Source organism: Pseudomonas sp. B34(2017) (assembly GCF_002112915.1).
GTDB lineage: Bacteria > Pseudomonadota > Gammaproteobacteria > Pseudomonadales > Pseudomonadaceae > Aquipseudomonas > Aquipseudomonas pharyngis.
On the sequence record NZ_NEJA01000002.1, the window covers coordinates 258,976 to 276,353 of the forward strand.

Here is a 17,378-nt window from a genome sequence, read left to right on the forward strand (position 1 = left end):
CACATGCGTATTTCAGGATTTTCTACGCTGGTGATCGCCATGCTGCTGGCCGGTTGCTCGTTGGCGCCGACCTATGAGCGGCCCGTTGCACCGGTCGCGGACAACTGGGCGGGCGAGTCGCTGAAACAAGGCGCTCCGATCAACCAATTGGCGTGGCAGGCGTTCATCGTCGATCCCGATCTGCGCCGTCTGGTGGAGGTTGCGCTGGATAACAATCGCTCATTGCGCCAGACCCTTCTGGACATCGAGCAGGCTCGGGCGCAGTACCGAATTCAGCGGGCTGATCGGGTTCCCGGGCTGAATGCAAGCGCGTCCGGCAATCGCCAGCGCTTGCCGTCGGACCTGGCCAGCGACGGCCGGGCAGGGGTGGCCAGCCAGTATCAAGTCGGCCTGTCGCTGCCCGAATACGAGCTGGATCTGTTTGGCCGGGTAAAAAGCCTCAGCGACTCGGCGCTGCAGGAATATCTGGCTACCGAAGAAGCCGCCCGCGCCGCGCAGATCGCGCTGATCGCCGAAGTCAGTCAGGCCTATCTTGTTCATGACGGCGCCCAGCGTCGTCTGGATTTGACTCAACAAACCCTGAGCAGCCGCGAATACTCGTTCGCGCTGATCAGCCAGCGCCGCTCCAGCGGCACGGCGACTGCGCTGGATTATCAGGAAGCACTGGGGCTGGTGGAGCAGGCGCGGGCCGAGCAGGAACGCAATCTGCGCGAGAAGCAGCAGGCGTTCAACGCGCTGGTTTTGCTGCTGGGGACAAAGGATGCAGGGAAAGTGATTCCCGAGCGGCTGACGACGCAGCCGATGCTGGTGCAGGACATCGCCCCGGATACCACCTCGACGCTGATCGAGCGCCGGCCGGACATTCTTGCGGCCGAGCATCGACTGCAAGCGCGCAATGCCGACATCGGCGCGGCACGGGCGGCGTTCTTTCCGCGTATCAGCCTGACCGGCAGCTTTGGTACTTCCAGCGCGCAGATGTCCGGTCTGTTCGACGGTGGCTCGCGCTCCTGGAGTTTCGTGCCGAACCTTTCGCTGCCGTTGTTCGATGCCGGTCGCAACAGTGCCAGGCTGAGTCTGGCCGAAGCCCGCAAGGATTCAGCCGTGGCGGCCTATGAAGGCACGATTCAGACGGCGTTCCGCGAGGTCGCCGATGCATTGGCCGCCACCGACACCTTGCGCCGGGAGGAAGCCGCGCGCCGCGCACTGGCCAACACCAGCACTGAAACCCTGAGTCTGGCCAAGGCCCGTTATGAAGGCGGTATCGACAGCCACCTGCGTTATCTCGATGCCCAGCGCACCAGTTTCGTCAACGAAACGGCGTTTATCGAAGTCAGCACTCAGCGCCAGATTGCCTTGGTCGATCTGTTCCGTTCGCTGGGTGGAGGATGGTCATCACAAACAAACGTCAGATAAATCCTGGCAAGAGCTCCTTTGGGTTGGCGCATCCAACCCTTTGCCCCGTAGACCGAGAGGTCACGGGGCTTTTTTGCAGGAGGACAGAGTGTGGATTATTGGGGTTTTACGTTAGCGGCACCGTGCAGGAACATCTGTTCCAGCACATTGGCCGAGTTGGCGCTGGCCGCGCGCCCTCGGCGCTCGGCATCGACCATTCCGAAGATCATGGTCAGGAACAACTCTGTGAAAACGGCTGCTGTGATATCGATGCGAAATGCGCCCAATTGCTGGCCGCGCAGAAAAAAAGCATCCAGGGCATCGGCATAAGATTGCCAACGGTCGCCCTCACCGTTGACTGGAAAAGTGTCGGGTCGGTACTGAAAGAGCAGGAAAACCAGCATTTCACGATGCGCCAAATGCTCATTGATCAAACTGCGCAACGCCTGCACCGGCTCTCCGTGCAGCAGGTCGGTTGTGGTGGTGATCTGGTTCAGCACCGTCTCACCGTGGCTTTCCATTATCTGCACCAAGTTGTCGCGGGTGCCGCAAAAGCGATGCAGCGTAGCCTTGCTCACGCCTGCCGCTTCAGCCAGTTCCTTGAGCGTCGCACGGGGGCGATCAACGATGGCCAGGGCAAGCGCCTTGATGAGTCGTTCGTCTTGAGGAGTCAGGGACATCAGTCGGTCTCGAATCGTATTTCAGTCCTCGGAATTGTGCAGGAAAAGCTCATTACTGCAATGAAAACCACAGAACTTGAGCAACTTACTTCATCTGAGACGAAATAAGCTCAACGCCCGGCTCACAAAGCTGAACGGATTTCGGGGTATTTGCATGTCATGAACTGCAAAATACCTGGCGTGATCTGCCAAGCTTTTGCATCGGTCGTTATCCAGAATCGAAACCCTCAATAACAAAAGACACTGCATTTGGCTCCCGCCAGATGACGGAGGTTTGCGATGCGCCCGATTCTATTTTCCTGCCTGGCCCTGACTCTCGTCTCTCTCGCCATCTACTCGATTCATAGCTTCTACTCAGTGGGCTCATACGGTGTGTTCAGCCCGGTCAGCTGGAACCCGACAGCACAGTCGCAGCCAGCCTATCCCGTTGCCAGCATCGGTGATGTTTTCCGGAAATTCTGAAACGCCGCGGATATTCGATCTTCAATCACGCCCTCTCAACACCCTGAATACGTCAGTAAGGGACACTCCATGTGTGACCTGATCCATTACCGCGTCGTAGATGGCCTGGCGCTGATCGGTCTTGACCGTGCGCCGGTCAACGCACTCGACCAGACCCTACGTGCAGCCCTCATTGATGCCTGTGAGCGTGCCGCTACGGACATAGCGGTGGGTGCCGTCATTCTCTATGGGGTGCAGGGACTGTTCAGTGCTGGTACCGACATCAAAGAATTCGGGACCGAAGCGTGCTTCGCTGAACCTGACTTGCCTGGCATCCTGACTCGCTTGAGCGCGCTTCATAAACCACTGATTGCGGCGATCAGTACGTTTGCGTTAGGAGGAGGGCTAGAGCTGGCCCTGGCCTGCGGATACCGGATTGGTGCGCCAGATGCACGGCTAGGGTTGTCGGAAATCAATCTTGGTCTGATGCCTGGCGCCGGCGGTACGCAACGCTTGCCCAGGCTGATAGGCGCCGAATCGGCTTTGAACCTCATTCTTTCAGGTGAGCAGATCGATGCCGAGCGTGCTCGAATGCTCGGCATTCTTGACCGTATCTCCTCCAGCACCGAACAGTTGCTGGAAGAGGCGCGCGCTTATGCCAATGAGCTGATCGAATGTTGTGCTCCTGCGCGGCCAGCCGAAGCATGGCCAAACCCCGCCGAGGACTTGCCCGATGATTTCCTGGCGCGTTATCGCGTGGAGCATGAGCCGCGCTGGAAAAGTCGACTGGCGCCCAGGTTGGTGCTTTCTGCGCTGGAGGCCGCCTGCCTGTTGCCGATGGAAGAGGGATTGGTGCGGGAATTGACGCTGTTCAAGCAGGCTGAAGCATCACGTCAGTCGAAAGCATTGCGGCATGTTTTCTTCGCAGAACAAGACGCGCGGCGAACGCCCCGGATCGATACGGCTGATCCGTCGCGCAAGATCAACAAGGTTGCCGTGATCGGTGCAGGCACCTTGGGTGGAGGCATCGCGATGAGCTTTGCCGATGTCGGTATTCCCGTTGCGCTGATGGATCTTGATGGGCGCACGCTTGATCGCGGTCTCAAACGTGTTCGTGAAAACTATCAGCTCAGCGTCAAGCGCGGAAAACTCAGTGCCGTACAAATGCAGCAGCGGATGGAGCTGCTGTTTGGCACGCTCGACTACGCAGACCTTTCAGATGCCGACCTGATCATTGAGGCGGTATGCGAAAAGATGGAGAGCAAGCATCAGGTGTTCCTCGCTCTGGAGAGCGTGTGTAAGCCAGGTGCCATTCTTGCGACCAATACGTCGTCGCTGGATATCGATGCGCTCGCGAAGATGGTCTCTCGTCCGCAGGATGTCATTGGCATGCATTTCTTTAGTCCGGCCAACGTCATGCGATTGGTGGAAATTGTGCTTTGTCAGACTACAGCGCCGGACGTCGTAACCGCTGTCATGGACATCGCCAGACGTATCGGCAAACTTCCGGTCATCTCCGGTAACAGCGCCGGCTCCATCGGTAATCGCATGCTCGAACCCTATGCCCGCGAAGCTCACCGTCTGGTACTGGAGGGGGCGACGCCGGTCCAGGTTGATGCAGTGCTGACCAGTCTGGATTTGAATATGGGCGTATTCAGCATGCTGGATCTGGCAGGTATCGATGTGAGCTTTCTAATGCGCGACGCCAAGCGTGAAGCCATCGCCCATGACCAGAGCTACTGCTGCCTTGCCGAGGAACTGTATGCCTTGGGACGGTACGGGCAAAAGACCGGACGTGGCTTTTACCTCTACGAGGGACGTAGTCCAAGGGAAGACCGGGAAGTCATCATGCTGGCAGAGCAGCTTGCCCGTGAACACAACGTTACGCGTCGCAACATCGAAGATTTGGAAATTCACGATCGCTGCCTGTTTGTAATGATCAACGAAGGCATTCGCTTGCTGGACGAAGGTATTGCCCTGCGTGCCAGTGACATCGATCTGGTGTGGATCAACGGCTATGGCTTTCCCGCGCATCTCGGAGGCCCCATGCATTACGCCGAGCAGTTGGGCCTGGAAACGGTGCTCAGCCGCATCCATCACTATCGCAGCGCGCTTGGCGAATACGGTGAGATGTGGTTTCGCCCAGCGGCGCTTCTGGAACGTCTGGTAGCCGCCGGCAGATCTCGCATCGAAATATTCTGAAAATTCCCTTTCTCCGGACGAGAGCGAGTCATGAGGACGACCACGCATCTGCCTCATGCTCGCCCGATTTCGGAGAAAGGGACCTGTTACCCGTAGAGCGCGCCAGCGCGATTCATTTCGAGGTGTGTTGATGACTCAAGATTTCATTCAGAATTTTTCGCTTGCCGGCCGAACTGTATTGATCACCGGCGCCTCCAGCGGCATTGGAGCTCACCTGGCAAGGGTCGCTGGGCATGCCGGCGCCCGGGTTGTGCTGACTGCACGACGCGTCGAAAGACTCGCACAGGTGGCAAAGGACATTGAATGGGATTGCGGGCAAGCGCTGTCCGTCGAACTCGATGTGACTGACCGGAACAGTGTCGAAGCGGCGTTCGATGCGGCCGAAGCACATTTTGGCGTGGTTGACGTGGTACTCAACAACGCAGGTATCGGTAACGGCCAGCGTCCACTCGAAATCAGTGAAGAGCAGTGGCGTGAGATGCTTTCAACCAATCTGGATGGCGTCTGGCGTGTCGCCCAGGTTGCTGCACAAAGGCTGGCAAAGGCCGGACGTAAGGGCAGCATCGTCAACGTGGCCTCGATACTCGGACTGCGCGTTAGCACCGGTTACAGCCATTACTGCGCTGCAAAAGCCGGGGTGGTTCAGCTGACCAAGTCACTGGCGCTGGAGCTGGCGCGGTACAACATCAGGGTCAACGCCATCGCGCCAGGTTATTTCAAGACTGAAATGAACGAAGCTTTTTTTGAGGGTGACAAGGGCAACAGCTACATCCGCGATAGGGTGCCCATGCGTCGACTGGGTCAGTTACACGAACTGGCCGGTCCCTTTTTGCTGTTAGCGAGTGACGCCGGTGCATTCATGACTGGCAGCGTACTGACCGTGGATGGAGGCCATCTGGTCAGCAGCATGTGATCGGCTCAGTGACTGGCCACCAGCAGGGCCAGTGCGGCGCAAGCCGTCTCGGTTTCGGCCCTCAATCTATGCAGGTCTCCATGGGCGGACCACGCGATAGTCAACCCGTCAACTAGTTGGACCAGAAGCCGACTTGCGGCCTTTAAAAACTTTTCCCCCAGCTCTGCGCCTACAGCTCGCTCCAGTGCCTGCTCAGTCGCTTCAATGGCTACTGAGTAAATCTTGCTTGCCATTTCGGGGTCATTGCGCAGTGCCCAAAAAAACAACTCACTCTGCGCCTTGGCCGCGTCCGGATGATCGATGAACCAAGTGATCAACTGTCGCAGGACTTCGGCAGTCGTATCAGCAGCAGTTGTCCCGGCAGGGACGTGTTCCAACGCTTGATGAGGCAGGTTAAACAGTGACTCATAGACGGCATAGAAGAGGTCGTTCTTGGTATGGAACACGTAATGCAACGATGCCAACGGACAACCGGCCGCCGCCGCTATCCGTCGGGTCGTTGCATTGGCGACACCGTGCTCGGCAATCACTTTGATCGTTGCCTCGACGAAATCCTGCCGGCGTAATTCAGCGCCCATTCTGGCCATAGGTCAGCAATCTCCAATATTCCTGGCGCCCTTTATCGGTAAGGGCGCTGTCGACGCTTGCGGATGCTACAGCAACGAATCGCCTTGCGTCAGGGAAGAAACGGTGGTCTGAAACTGTCGCACCATTATTGGTAACGACTGTTTCGCAAATTCCCGATTTGGTGCGAACCGAAGAAACACTCGGAAATGTTTAACGAAACTCTCGTGGCTCGAATCTATCCCGCGTCTCTGTAATCGATTGATTAAACGTGACTATTTCCCGCGCTTCAGACATTGGCACCAGCCTTGCTTTGATCAAGCGACTTGGTCAATTGATCAAGTCAGTTGATTAGGTTAGCGCAGGCAACGTGTTACTGCCGTCAAAGTGGCCACGGTGCCGATCAAGACCCACGAGGATCCTCCAATGAACACAGTGATTGAGCGCCCCAATAACAATGTTTCTAAAGGCGTCGTACGCAGATGTTTGATCGCGGCCTTCGTCGCATCAACCTTCATCTGCACGGCGCAGGCGGCAGATAAGGATCCTGCATTGCTCGGCACAAAACTGACCCCGCTGGGAGGTGAGGCGGCGGCCAGCGCCGATGGTGTCATTCCTGCCTGGATACCACCCGGACCACAAGGTGGCGGTTGGAGCCACGGCCAGGTGCGAGGTCAGCAGTGGAAGTTCAAGGATGACAAACCGCTGTTCAGTATCGACTCAGGCAACGTCGCGAAGTACACCGGCAAGCTTTCCCCTGGCCAAGTAGAAATGTTCAAGAAGATTCCGGGGTACCGGATGGATGTGTATCCGACACGGCGCAGCTGTGGCGTACCGGATTTCGTCGCGGAAAACACGAAGAAGAATGTCGGTTTCGCGAAACTCGACGGCGACGGTCTGGCACTGCAGGAGGCTTACGTCCCCGGTATCCCATTTCCGTTTCCAACCTCGGGTGCCGAGGTTATGTGGAACATGAAAATGCGTTATCGCGGCGTCGGCTTCGATATGTCGAAAACCATTTCCGGAATTTCGCCGCGAAAAGGGAGTGAAGACTGGCTGCGAACCTCCACGGACTGGTTCATGTACACACCATGGGGCGTGAAGGGCAGTGCGTTGTTTTCTTCATTCGATCGACTCGAAGTTGCGACCTACTTCAGCTACTCCGACCCCGCAGCCCTTGCCGGGCAGGCCGGCGTGGTGACGACCAAAGCTGGCGAGCAAGCCACTACGTTCTATTACTTCCCGGGCCAGCGCCGGGTACGTCGCATGCCGGCATACTCCTACGACGCACCGCAAATCGGTCTGGACAATCAGTACACCATTGATGAGTCCAACGTGTTCTTTGGCCCGATGGATCGCTTCGACTGGAAGTTGGTCGGCAAGCAGGAAATGCTTGTGCCCTACAACTCGTTCGGCGCCTACGACAACTCGGCGAAGATTGAGGATGTGGCCAAGCGCGACTTCATCGCCCCCGAATCGCGTCGCTATGAGTTGCACCGCGTCTGGGTGGTTGAAGCAACCGTTCGCCAGGGCATGCGTCATCAGGCTCCGAAACGTCTGTTTTACATCGATGAGGACAGTTGGAACGCGCTGATGGCGGTGGACTACGACAAACAAGGGCAAATCTGGAAAGTCCGCGAAGGCTACACAATCCCGGTCTACGAGACTGGCACCTGCGATATGGAAGCCCAGGCGCAATACAACCTCGTTGATGGTCGCTACCTCTACGACATGACCTCCATTGGTACCGGCAAGAACGACCATCGCTGGCTCACCGATAGCGCCAACAACCCTCGTTTGAAACGCGACTTCTACACCTCAGACAATCTGCGCGCCACCAGCGAACGCTAACAGCGGCTTTCGGGAACAGACATGAAAAAAATAATCAGTAAAACCTCAGGTCTTGTCATCGCGTGTGCAACCCCATTTGCCATGGCGTTCACTTTTGAAACCGAAAACATCCGAGGCTCATTCGATTCCACTCTCGCTGTGGGCATGGGGTTACGGACCGAATCTCGCGGATGCAATCTCATCACCAGCAGTCCAGGCGGTCACAATCCTCCCAGCGGTTGTCTGGCTCCCAGCGCCAATATTGGTGACCAGGGCGACTTGAACTACGACCGGGGGGATCTGTTCACCAACTACATAAAAGGCACCCATGAACTGGTGCTTAAATTTCCCGAGGACTACACGTTCATGGCACGCGGGAGTTGGATACGCGACTTTGCCGCGACCGACACCAGCGGTGCGCTATCGGCCAACCGGCCTGAAGGTGTCGGGAGCGACGGCCTCACCAGCAGCGCCCGGGACGATCTGGAGTTCAAAGCGCGCCTGCTGGACCTGTGGGTGAGCAAGAGTTTCGATGTCGGTGAACAGCGTGTTCGTGCTCGTCTGGGTAATCAGGTCATCAACTGGGGCGAGAGCCTGTTCGCTGCCGGCGGCATCAACAATACCAACGCCTACGATGTCATGGCGTTGTCGCGTCCCGGCACCCAGCTCAAGGAAGCCCTGTTGCCAGCGCCGATGTTGAGCCTCGCGTCAGGGCTTGGTGCCGGCGTCAACATCGAGGCGTACTGGCAGTTCAACTGGAACAAAAGCGAGCTGCCTCCCGTGGGCAGTTATTGGTCCACGACCCATGCACTGGGCGAGGGCAGGGGAGCTTACGGTTACGACGAAAAGGACGCACGCAATGGAGGCCAATGGGGGGTGTCGCTGCGCTGGCAGCCTGACAACACCGATCTCAACCTCGGCCTGTACGTGATGCGTTATCACGACAAACTGCCGTCGTTGAGCATGCAGGTACTGGATCCGGAAACCTTCGCTTTGGCGCAAACCTGGAAGTATCCGGAGGACCGCATGATGTACGGCATCAGTGCCAACATGCCGGTCGGCGACTGGGCATTGGGTACGGAGCTTTCATATCGCCCAAAGGATGCGGTGCCGCTTAATCCAGTCATCGACGCCTGTGCCAGCAACGGTGGCAAGTGCTGGACGGATGAAAAGAAACTGCAATGGCACCTGACCGGCATTTACAGCATGACCCCGTCCAACTCGCCGACGTTGCTCGACCTCACCGGTGCCAGCACCGGTACGCTGCTGAGCGAACTCGTGGTCGTGAAATACCCGGGGCTGCATAACGAGTACGCCGGTGAACCGATTGCCGCCGGTCTCAATACCTGGCAACTGGATCCGTCCATCCCGCCGAGCGCCAAGGGCAACAAAACCTCTTCCGGAATCAGCCTCGATTTCAGCCTGACGTATGACAACACGCTGATCCCTGGCTGGCAGGTGACGCCGGGAGTGTTCTATTCGCAATCCATCAAGGGACGCACACCCAACCTGTCGGCGACGTTCACCGAGGATGCCAGCAGTATGAACCTGTACCTCAACTTCGTGCGCAATCCTGCGAGCTGGCAGATCTCGGCCAACTACGCCAAGTTCATGGGCGGCAAGACCCCTTACGATCAACTGCTGCGTGATCGCGATTACGTCGGCCTTGTGGTCTCCCGAACCCTATGAGGCACGCCGTGAATAGTTCTCTGAAAATGAAGGAAACCAAAGTGCGCGGTGTATTGCCGCGCATCGAACAGTGGTTGTTCACTCATCGCCTGCTGACGTTGTTGAGTTTGGCGGTGTTCACAGCGGGCATGGCCTGGTTTGCCGTCCAGTTACGCATGGAAGCAGGATTCGAAAAGCAGCTACCCATTGGCCACGAGTACATCTCAACCTTTGAGACGTATCGCAACGACTTGCTCGGTGCGAACCGGCTGACCGTGGTGGTAAAGGCTCGTCAGGGGACGATCTGGAGCCAGGCAGGGCTCAAGCGCCTTTATGACGTCACTCAGGCGCTGATTTTCCTGCCGAACGTATCGCGCAGCAGTGTGCGTTCGTTGTGGACGCCTAACGCGTTCGTCAACGAAATCACCGAAGAAGGTTTTCGTGCCGATCCGCTGGTGCCGGGTACGGTGACGCCCGAAAGTCTCGATGAAACGAGCATGGCGATGATCGCCAACTCGACGGCGCAGGGTGGCTTTATCGGAACGCTGGTCGCTCGCGACCAAAGCAGCGCAATGATCACTGTCGATCTCAACGAATTCGATGCTGACGGCCAGCGCCTCGACTATGTGGCCTACAACCATGTGCTTGAGGAGAAAATTCGCAATCAGTTCGAGGATAAGGACTTCGAGATCCAAATCATCGGTTTCGCCAAGCAGATCGGTGACATTGCAGTAGGTGCCTCGGCGGTGCTGGAGTTCTGCCTATTGGCATTGCTGCTGACGGCCGCTGCGGTGTACTGGTATTGCCATTCGCTTCGTTTCACCTTGCTGGCGGTGGGTTGCTCGCTGGTGTCACTGATCTGGCAGTTCGGCGCCTTGCGTTTGCTCGGCTATGGACTGGATCCGCTGGCAGTGCTGGTGCCCTTTCTGGTGTTTGCCATCGGGGTCTCCCATGGCGTACAGCAAATCAACTTCATCATTCGCGAGATCGCCTGCGGCAAGTCGGTGGAAGGAGCGGCACGCGCCAGTTTCAGCGGCTTGCTGATTCCCGGCACGCTGGCGTTAGTCACTGCATTTGTTTCGTTCGTAACGCTATTGTTGATCCCGATTCCAATGGTTCGGGAGCTGGCAATCACTGCCTCGCTCGGGGTGGCGTTCAAGATCGTCACCAACCTGGTGATGCTGCCGATCGTGGCATCAATGCTACGGGTAGATGCCGGTTACGCCGCTGCCGAGGAAATTTCTCGCCAGCGCCGGGCTCGTTGGTTACGCGGTTTTGCCCGATTGACCGAATGGCACAACGTCCGGTGGGTGCTGGGTATGGCCGTGCTGATATTTGTCACCGCGGCCTGGCAAAGCCACGATCGGGTGGTTGGCTCCCTGCAGGCCGGGGCGCCTGAACTGCGCGAGGATGCGCGCTTCAATCGTGATGCGGTATCCATTGCCGGCAATTACGACATCGGGCTGGATTGGCTCAGTGTGGTCTTCGAAGCCCAAACTGACGCCGGCGCAAACGCTTGTGAAGACGTTGCCCTTGGTCAGTATCAGGATCGATTTGTATGGGCTATGCAAGGTGTACCAGGTGTGGTGTCGGTCACCTCGTTCTCTAACAGCCTGCGGCAGTTTAACGAGGGCTATAACGAGGGCAACCCGAAAATGAACGCAGTGCCCATCGACCCGACCAACTACTCGTCGATGGCCGCCGAAGTAGCTCGAGTGCCAGGGATGATGCGTCCCGATTGCAGCATGACGGCGGTGCATCTGTTCCTAGCCGATCATAAAGCGACGACCACTCACCGCGTGATTGCCGCCGCCAAGGCATTCCGTTCTCAGTTCATTCAGCCGGGCGTGAGCATACGCCTGGCTTCCGGTAACGCTGGCGTGATTGCGGCGATCAACGAAGAGGTGGAACGCAGCGAGCTGCCCATGATGCTTTATGTCTATGCAGCGATCGCTCTGTTGGTGTTTGTCGTCTATCGAGACTGGCGCGCGGTGTTGGTCTGTTGCCTACCGCTGACACTGGGCACCTTCATCGGCTACTGGTTCATGAAAGAGCTGCAAATCGGTCTGACCATCGCCACCTTGCCAGTCATGGTGCTGGCCGTCGGCATCGGCGTGGATTACGCCTTTTATATCTACAACCGTCTGCAACTGCACCAGGCTCTCGGGCAGCCAATTACCAAAGCGGTCGAGCACGCGTTGCTGGAGGTAGGCGTCGCTACGATCTTTACCGCCATCACCTTGGCGGTGGGCGTCGCCACCTGGGCGTTTTCCGATCTTAAGTTCCAGGCCGACATGGGCAAGCTGCTGGCCTTCATGTTCCTGGTCAACATGATCATGGCCATGACAGTTCTGCCTGCATTCGCCGTCTGGCTTGAACGAATGTTCCCACGGCGTCGTCCAGTGCGCTTGATTGGCTCTCTGGTGCATTGAGGAGATCCCGATGCGAAATCTGATTGCTTTACTCGTTCTAATGTTATCGGCGTTATCGCAGGCTTCGCCCTTGCCGACCGTACCTGCAGCAAAAACTGCCAACGCCAGTGCCGCCACGCTGTTGAGTGTTGCCTGGGCTGGGGAGCGGACCGTTGCCGTCGGCGATCACGGGGTGGTGTTGCTGTCGGACGACCGAGGCCAGCATTTCCGTCAAGCGACATCCGTACCGGTGTCCACGCCTTTGACCGGTGTGTCCTTCGTCGATGCCAGACAGGGCTGGGCTGTCGGTCACTGGGGTGCAATTCTCGCCACCAGGGACGGAGGTGAGAATTGGCAAGTTCAACGCTTGTCCAGTGCAGAAGATCGGCCATTGTTTGCGGTGCACTTTTTCAACCCGATCCAGGGTGTCGCGGTAGGGCTGTGGTCGCTGGTGCTGACAACCGATGACGGCGGAAAGACCTGGATCGAGCAAAAAATCGATGCGCCTCCCGGAGCGAGTCGTGCCGACTTGAATCTGATGGGACTGTTTGCCGATGGAGCAGGGCATTTGTACGCAACTGCGGAACGCGGCCAGGTATTGCGCTCCGATGACCAGGGCAAACAGTGGCGCTATCTGGATACGGGCTACAGCGGCACGTTGTGGACAGGGGCCGTGCTTGGCGACGGTTCACTGCTGGTGGGCGGGCAACGCGGCACCTTGTTGCACAGCTCTGCAGACGGTTCGAACTGGCAGCGCGTACCGTTGCAAAGCAAGAGTTCAGTCACAGCCATAGATGTTTCCGGGCGAGCAGTGATTGCGGTAGGACTCGACGGTTTGATGGTTCGCAGTGACGACGGTGGGAGCAGTTTTCACGAGCAACCCAGCAGCGACGGTGTTTCTCTCACCGCGATCCTGCTCAACAGTGACACTTCACCGATTCTGTTTTCACGGCGAGGCGTCGTCCCTCAACGCTGATGCCATCGATGTGTCGGAAGACAGGCGCCAGCCTGCTTTCCGGCATTTCAGCGCGAAAAAACATCTAGAACCCTGCTGATTTTCGGCCGGATTTTCCGTGCCTGGAGAGCAGCCATTTACGTTTTCAACAATAAACATAACAGTTGTTGCGTTAAATAATTTTGCTTGTTAGAGTCGATTGCAAATAACAAGACGCAGAACGCTGCAAAGCGCAGCGACCTGCGATTTCGATGGAGGTACTCTGATGATCTCGCTCAAGTCGACACTTACCCTGCCAGCCGCCGGACTCTCCGGATTCGAAACACCGCTGACAGAAGAGGAGGCTGCAATACAGGCCTCCGTCCACCGCTTCGCCAAAGAGGTGTTACGCCCGCTGGGTCGAGAGCTGGACCGGATGACCCCGGAAGAAGTCGTTGCCCCGGGCTCGCCTTACTATTCGTTGTTCGGCGAATTCGCCAAGCTCGGTCTTGACCCGGCACTGTTGGCGCAGTTACCGCCGGAAATGGCAGTGCGGATCGAATCTCTGATAGGCGAAGAACTCGGCTGGGGCGATGCAGGCCTGGCTGTCTCGCTGGGTTGCGCCGACTTCCCTCTGCAAATGGCCATCGCCGCTGGCAATGCCGAGTTGGTCGAACTCTGCCAAGGCCGGATCGGCTGCTGGATGGCCACTCAACCTGATCGTGGCAGCGACAACCAGATCTTCGACATGGCGCGAGACTGGCCGGCAGGTAAGCTCGGCAATATCGGCAATCTGACCGCTAAAGTGGTCGGCGATGAAGTCATCCTCAATGGCCAAAGCTCCGCGTGGGTCTCCAACGGAGCCATTGCACAGGTTGCACTGGGCTTGATGTGCGCTGATTACGGCGACGGTTTCTACGATGAGAACGGCCGGCCGCACGGTATTGCGCTGATTATCCCCCTCGACCTCAAAGGCGTGTCCAAAGGCAAGCCCCTGGACAAGATCGGGCAGCGTTCCTTGCCCCAAGGCGAAATCTACTTCGACAGTGTACGAGTGCCACGTCGCTTCGCTATTGCCGAGCGCGACCAGTACTACGGTGCTGTCAGCTCCTCCTGGTCCTTCGCCGGCACCCACATGAGTCAGGTGTTCACCGGTGTCGCACGTGCCGCCTTCGAGATGGCGCTGCAGTACTGCCATGAGCGCCGCCAGGGCGGTCATCCATTGATCGATCACCAGATGACCCGTCTGCGCCTCGGCGAAATGTTGCGTCGGGTCGAGGCAGCGCGTGCGGTTGCCCGACGTTCGTTGAGCTTCGCGCGCCTGTCGCCGCAAACCCACCCGTACGCCACAGCCTCCGCCAAGGTCACGGTGACCGAAGAGGCAATGGCCGTTGTGCAAGAGGCTTTCCGCCTGTTCGGCGGCAATGGCACCACCCGCGAATACCCGATCGAAAAACTGCTGCGCGACACCCAGTCGTCATTGATCGAGGACGGCGAAAACCGGGTCCTGACCATGCGACTGGGGCTGCTTGCCCAGCAGCTGTATGCCGAAGGCTGGGCGAACAACTGACTCTGCAGATTCACCCGACATCACTCATCCAAAAACAACAAATGAGGTAAATCCCGATGGCCAAATATCCGGTAGTTGTCTACGGCGCCAGTGGTTACACCGGCATGCTGATCATGGATTGGTTGATCGACCAGCACATCCCGTTCACCGCCGTAGCTCGTAACGCTGCTCGTGCTCAGGAAATGATGGCGCAACGCGTTGTCGGTCTGGAGTCGGCGACCTACGAAATCATCGAGTGCCCACATGAGGTCGAGGCTTTGGTTTCGGTATTCAAAGGCGCGCGCGTGGTTTGCAACACAGTCGGCCCATTCATCAATTTTGGCCTGACTGCCGTTGAGGCGGCCTTGAAGGCTGGCTGCCATTATCTGGATCCGGCCGGAGAGCAGGCGCACATTCGGGCCTTGCGCGATCAGTTCGGCGAGCTTTATCGCCAGGCGGGTCTGCTGCTGTCGCCATCGCTGGCATATATGTACACCTACGCCGAAATCGCCGCCGAGCTGGCCCTGGAAACTCCGGGCGTCGATTCGCTGGAAACCGCCACACTGACTCGTGGCCCACGGACCGGTGCCGCCGGGGTGACCGTCGGTTCAACGGCGACCATCTTCGAAGGCGTCCGCTACCCCGGGGCCTACCTGTGGGAAAAGGAACTCGTGCCTTATGCACCGAACGCCAGCTTCAATGTGGTTTGTCCCGATCTGCTGGAAGCGGTGTTTTGCCTGCCTTGGGGCGGCACCTCATTACCGGTGTTCTTTGAGGATGATGGCCGTGTCCGCAGTTGCATGTCCTGTGTCGGCTTCTACGACAACCCGGTAATGAAAATGGTCCACGGCCTGGGTGAGAAGTGGGAAGCGGAATACAAGCACTTGCCTAAGGAGCAGCAGGACGCGGTGATTCAGAGCCTCGTTCAATCGACCACTCCAAGCATGCCACCGCGTGAACGCAGCACCTTGCAACGCACCGTCGACTTCGCTATCGGTCGCGGTCAACTGACGGCCGTGCGTGCAACCGTGCATGGCATCACGCCTTACATCGCCACTGGCGCCTTGCACGCTGCAGCCGTGGTCAAGCTGTTGAATAACGACACCGCCAAGACAGGTTTCGCTTCGGCCTCCAAAGCCTTCGGTCATCGCTATCTGCTGGGCTTCCTCGAGCAACGTGGTCTGGCCCGCGCAACCGTTACTCAACTGTGAAGTGACTGACATGGCGATTATTGATTTCTTTGACCGTGGCTGGCGGATCAATCCGCATGGCGCGGCGTATATCCAGGACGATCGGGTGTTCACTTTTACCGAAGTCCGCAACTTGTCATGCCGGATCGCCAACGCACTGTTGGCGGCCGGTTTGCCCAGCGGCACCAAGGGCGCCATCTGGTCTGCCAATGATGCAGTGGCGTGGACCTGCACCTTGGGGTTATGGCGCGCCAACCTTTGCTGGATTCCTGTTGGTGCACGCAACAGCGCCGAAGAGAACCGTCACGTGCTCGACGCGTTCGACTGCGAAGTGCTGTTTTTCCAGAAAGAGTTCGCGCCGATCATCGACGCGTTGCGTCCTGGCCTGCCGAAAATTCGTCTGTGGATCTGTATCGACGAGCACCTGCCGGGGGCACCGTCGCTCAAGTCCTGGATCGATGGTCAGCCGGTCACGGCACCGGAGGTCGAGTATCAACTGGACGATGTCGTGGCACTCTCGCCAACCGGCGGCACCACCGGGCTGCCGAAGGGGGTGATGAACACTCATCGCAGCATCCAGACGTTCTGCGCACACTTCATGATCAATTTCCCTTACGGGGATGACCATCCGCCAGTCAACCTGGCGGCGGCGCCGATGACCCACACCGCTGGCACGCTGTCGCTGCCGTGCACCTCGCGGGGCGGCACGGTGGTGATCATTACCAAACCGGATCCGGCGCTGATGCTGGCAATGATCCCGAAGTACAAGGTCACCGAAACCTTTTTGCCGCCGACCGTGATCTATCGACTGCTGGATGTGCCGGATCTGGCGCAGAAGGTCGATTTCAGTTCGCTGAAGTATTTCCTGTACGGCGCGGCGCCGATGTCGGTGGACAAACTCAAGCAAGCCATCGAGACCTTCGGGCCGGTGATGGCCGGTGGTTACGGCCAGACTGAAGCCCCAGCCTCGATCTCCAACCTGCCGCCCGCCGAGCATCTGCACGGTGGACGCCTGGCATCGGACGAGCGTCTGTCTTCGGTGGGCCGGCCCAATCCGCTGGTGCGCGTGGAAATCCTCAGCGACGCCGGGGACATCCTCGGCCAGGGGCAAACCGGCGAAATCTGTGTGCGCGGCGATCTGGTAATGAAGGGGTACTACAAGGACCCGCAGAAAACTGCAGAAACCATCATTGATGGCTGGCTGCACACCGGCGACATCGGCCACGTGGATGCGCACGGCTACCTGCACATTACCGACCGCAAGAAAGACATGATCATCTCCGGCGGATTCAACGTTTATCCCAGCGAAGTCGAGCAAGTGCTGTGGAGTCATCCTGCGGTGCAGGACTGCGCGGTCATCGGTGTGCCGGATGAGCAATGGGGCGAGGGCGTGAAAGCCGTGGTTGAGTTGAGCGCCGGGCTTACCGTCACCGCCGAGGAGTTGATCGAGCTGTGCAAGAGCCGGCTCGGCTCGGTCAAGTCGCCGAAAACCGTGGATTTCATTGATGCATTGCCGCGCAGCCCGGTCGGCAAGGTGCTGAAGAAAGATCTGCGTGCCCATTACTGGCAAAACGTTGACCGGCGTATCTGAGGGGAACGATCTG

General features: G+C 58.1%; 12 protein-coding genes. 10 read left to right on the forward strand and 2 right to left on the reverse strand.

The window, feature by feature from the left end; translation table 11 throughout:
* The first annotated feature begins 3 nt into the window (after positions 1-3).
* On the forward strand, positions 4-1,413 hold the full coding sequence (locus CAF80_RS06740; RefSeq protein ID WP_074690578.1) for an efflux transporter outer membrane subunit: 1,410 nt from the start codon (positions 4-6) through the stop codon (positions 1,411-1,413).
* A 95-nt stretch (positions 1,414-1,508) separates the two neighbouring features.
* On the opposite strand, the gene CAF80_RS06745 is transcribed toward CAF80_RS06740, so the two are convergent.
* The gene (locus tag CAF80_RS06745; protein WP_011334168.1) at positions 1,509-2,072 is read right to left on the reverse strand and encodes a TetR/AcrR family transcriptional regulator; all 564 of its coding nucleotides are present in this window, start codon (positions 2,070-2,072) and stop codon (positions 1,509-1,511) included.
* Between the two features lie 531 nt (positions 2,073-2,603).
* Between CAF80_RS06745 and CAF80_RS06755 the strand changes: the two genes are divergently transcribed.
* Together CAF80_RS06755 and CAF80_RS06760 are read left to right on the forward strand one after the other, a co-directional pair.
* Positions 2,604-4,715 (forward strand): 3-hydroxyacyl-CoA dehydrogenase NAD-binding domain-containing protein, encoded by a 2,112-nt coding sequence (locus tag CAF80_RS06755; protein ID WP_074690579.1) that lies wholly within the window; start codon positions 2,604-2,606, stop codon positions 4,713-4,715.
* A 130-nt stretch (positions 4,716-4,845) separates the two neighbouring features.
* On the forward strand, positions 4,846-5,628 hold the full coding sequence (locus CAF80_RS06760; protein WP_011334166.1) for an SDR family NAD(P)-dependent oxidoreductase: 783 nt from the start codon (positions 4,846-4,848) through the stop codon (positions 5,626-5,628).
* A 5-nt stretch (positions 5,629-5,633) separates the two neighbouring features.
* On the opposite strand, the gene CAF80_RS06765 is transcribed toward CAF80_RS06760, so the two are convergent.
* Positions 5,634-6,215, reverse strand: a complete 582-nt coding sequence (locus CAF80_RS06765; RefSeq protein WP_011334165.1) for a TetR/AcrR family transcriptional regulator — start codon at positions 6,213-6,215, stop codon at positions 5,634-5,636.
* A gap of 403 nt (positions 6,216-6,618) precedes the next feature.
* Here CAF80_RS06765 and CAF80_RS06770 point away from each other — a divergent pair, with 403 nt between their 5' ends.
* From CAF80_RS06770 to CAF80_RS06800, 7 genes are all read left to right on the forward strand, one after another.
* Positions 6,619-8,043: a DUF1329 domain-containing protein gene (locus CAF80_RS06770; RefSeq protein ID WP_085667027.1), complete on the forward strand. Its 1,425-nt coding sequence runs from the start codon at positions 6,619-6,621 to the stop codon at positions 8,041-8,043.
* 21 nt (positions 8,044-8,064) lie between these two features.
* Positions 8,065-9,711 carry a DUF1302 domain-containing protein gene (locus tag CAF80_RS06775; protein WP_039768483.1) on the forward strand — a complete coding sequence of 549 codons (1,647 nt, stop codon included), beginning with the start codon at positions 8,065-8,067 and terminating at the stop codon, positions 9,709-9,711.
* Between the two features lie 8 nt (positions 9,712-9,719).
* Positions 9,720-12,122, forward strand: coding sequence for an RND family transporter (locus tag CAF80_RS06780; RefSeq protein ID WP_085667028.1), 2,403 nt, complete (start codon positions 9,720-9,722; stop codon positions 12,120-12,122).
* A 10-nt stretch (positions 12,123-12,132) separates the two neighbouring features.
* The gene (locus tag CAF80_RS06785) at positions 12,133-13,077 is read left to right on the forward strand and encodes a YCF48-related protein (protein ID WP_085667029.1); all 945 of its coding nucleotides are present in this window, start codon (positions 12,133-12,135) and stop codon (positions 13,075-13,077) included.
* A gap of 244 nt (positions 13,078-13,321) precedes the next feature.
* On the forward strand, positions 13,322-14,605 hold the full coding sequence (locus tag CAF80_RS06790; protein WP_011334160.1) for an acyl-CoA dehydrogenase family protein: 1,284 nt from the start codon (positions 13,322-13,324) through the stop codon (positions 14,603-14,605).
* 56 nt (positions 14,606-14,661) lie between these two features.
* Complete coding sequence (locus CAF80_RS06795) at positions 14,662-15,795, forward strand: trans-acting enoyl reductase family protein (protein ID WP_011334159.1); 1,134 nt, start codon at positions 14,662-14,664, stop codon at positions 15,793-15,795.
* Positions 15,796-15,805: 10 nt separating this feature from the next.
* Positions 15,806-17,365, forward strand: a complete 1,560-nt coding sequence (locus CAF80_RS06800) for an AMP-binding protein (protein ID WP_039768480.1) — start codon at positions 15,806-15,808, stop codon at positions 17,363-17,365.
* Positions 17,366-17,378: the final 13 nt, after the last annotated feature.

Excerpts from the sequence above, each read along its gene's own strand:
- CAF80_RS06740 (WP_074690578.1), top strand. The coding sequence starts at position 4 with ATGCGTATTTCAGGATTTTCTACGCTGGTGATCGCCATGCTGCTGGCC.
- CAF80_RS06745 (WP_011334168.1), bottom strand. The coding sequence starts at position 2,072 with ATGTCCCTGACTCCTCAAGACGAACGACTCATCAAGGCGCTTGCCCTG.
- CAF80_RS06755 (WP_074690579.1), top strand. The coding sequence starts at position 2,604 with ATGTGTGACCTGATCCATTACCGCGTCGTAGATGGCCTGGCGCTGATC.
- CAF80_RS06760 (WP_011334166.1), top strand. The coding sequence starts at position 4,846 with ATGACTCAAGATTTCATTCAGAATTTTTCGCTTGCCGGCCGAACTGTA.
- CAF80_RS06765 (WP_011334165.1), bottom strand. The coding sequence starts at position 6,215 with ATGGCCAGAATGGGCGCTGAATTACGCCGGCAGGATTTCGTCGAGGCA.
- CAF80_RS06770 (WP_085667027.1), top strand. The coding sequence starts at position 6,619 with ATGAACACAGTGATTGAGCGCCCCAATAACAATGTTTCTAAAGGCGTC.
- CAF80_RS06775 (WP_039768483.1), top strand. The coding sequence starts at position 8,065 with ATGAAAAAAATAATCAGTAAAACCTCAGGTCTTGTCATCGCGTGTGCA.
- CAF80_RS06785 (WP_085667029.1), top strand. The coding sequence starts at position 12,133 with ATGCGAAATCTGATTGCTTTACTCGTTCTAATGTTATCGGCGTTATCG.
- CAF80_RS06790 (WP_011334160.1), top strand. The coding sequence starts at position 13,322 with ATGATCTCGCTCAAGTCGACACTTACCCTGCCAGCCGCCGGACTCTCC.
- CAF80_RS06795 (WP_011334159.1), top strand. The coding sequence starts at position 14,662 with ATGGCCAAATATCCGGTAGTTGTCTACGGCGCCAGTGGTTACACCGGC.
- CAF80_RS06800 (WP_039768480.1), top strand. The coding sequence starts at position 15,806 with ATGGCGATTATTGATTTCTTTGACCGTGGCTGGCGGATCAATCCGCAT.